At 72.8% G+C, this 1,107-nt stretch carries 1 protein-coding gene and 1 pseudogene; both read right to left on the bottom strand.

Annotated elements, in window-relative coordinates; all coding sequences use genetic code 11:
• Positions 1-281: pseudogene (locus AC27KI_RS25505) on the bottom strand (ABC transporter permease); the annotation flags it as partial.
• The coding region (locus tag AC27KI_RS25500) for an ABC transporter ATP-binding protein (RefSeq protein ID WP_487116590.1) at positions 278-1,107 on the bottom strand (830 nt) is incomplete at its 5' end. The gene AC27KI_RS25500 and the pseudogene AC27KI_RS25505, both read right to left, overlap by 4 nt.

The raw sequence follows: 1,107 nt of genomic DNA, 5'->3' as shown, positions 1-1,107 counted from the left end.
CCCGTGCGCACGGCCTGCGCCACCTCCGGGTCGCCCGACCACGGCAGCAGCGCCAGCAGCCCCTGGGCCAGCCAGGTGTAGGTGATGGCCTGCTGCAGCGGCATGGGCGCGCCCGAGGCGCCGGCGCCGCCGTAGAACGCGGCCAATACCATCACCTTGATACCGCCCCACCAGCACTGGGTGCCGAAGCCGGCGAGCGCCGCCGTGCGGTACTGCAGCATCTGCAGAAAGCGCGAGACGAACGCAGCGGTGTAGGGCCGCAGCGCCAGCGGCGGCCTCATGCCTCGGCCGCGCCGTGCAGCGCGTAGAAGCGGGCGATGACCTCCTCGATCGCCAGGCCCTCCAGACGAATGTCCTGCACGGCGTGTGCGGCCACCAGCTGCGCGATGAGCGCGGGCGCCGTGGTGACGGCCGGATCGAACCCCAGCACCAGCGTGCGGCCCTCGCGCGCATGGACCGACACGCCGGGCTGCGGCGCCAGCACGGGCGCATCGTGCCCGAAATCGACCACCAGGCGCCGCTCGGCCATCACCTGGGCGCGCAGGGCCTCGACCGGGCTGTCGGCCAGCACGCGGCCATGGCCGATCACGATCACGCGCTCGGCCAGCGCCTCGATGTCGTGCATGTCGTGGGTGGTGAGCAGCACGGTGGTGCCGCGCTCGCGGTTGGCGCGGCGCACGAAGTCCCGCACCGCGAGCTTGGACGGCGCATCCAGGCCGATGGTCGGCTCGTCCAGGAACAGGATGTCGGGCTCGTGCAGCAGCGCCGCCGCGATCTCGGCGCGCATGCGCTGGCCCAGCGAGAGCTGGCGCACGGGCTGGGCCAGCACGCCTTCCAGCGACAGCAGCGCGACCAACTCGTCGCGTGCGCGGCGGTAGCGCTGCTCGTCCACGCGGTAGATGTCGCGCAGAAGGTCGAAGCCCTCGCCCACCGGCAGGTCCCACCACAGCTGGGTGCGCTGGCCGAACACCACGCCGATGCGGGCGACGTGGCGCTCGCGGTCATCGCTGGGGTGGCGGCCGTCGATCTCCACGCGCCCGCCGTCAGGCCGCAGGATGCCGGACAGGATCTTGATGGTGGTCGATTTGCCCGCGCCGTTCGGCCCGA

It is taken from the genome of Acidovorax sp. KPB24-03 (assembly GCF_057546605.1).
The sequence above is the reverse complement of the archived record's forward strand: the minus strand, read 5'-3'. Positions and strand labels throughout refer to the sequence as shown.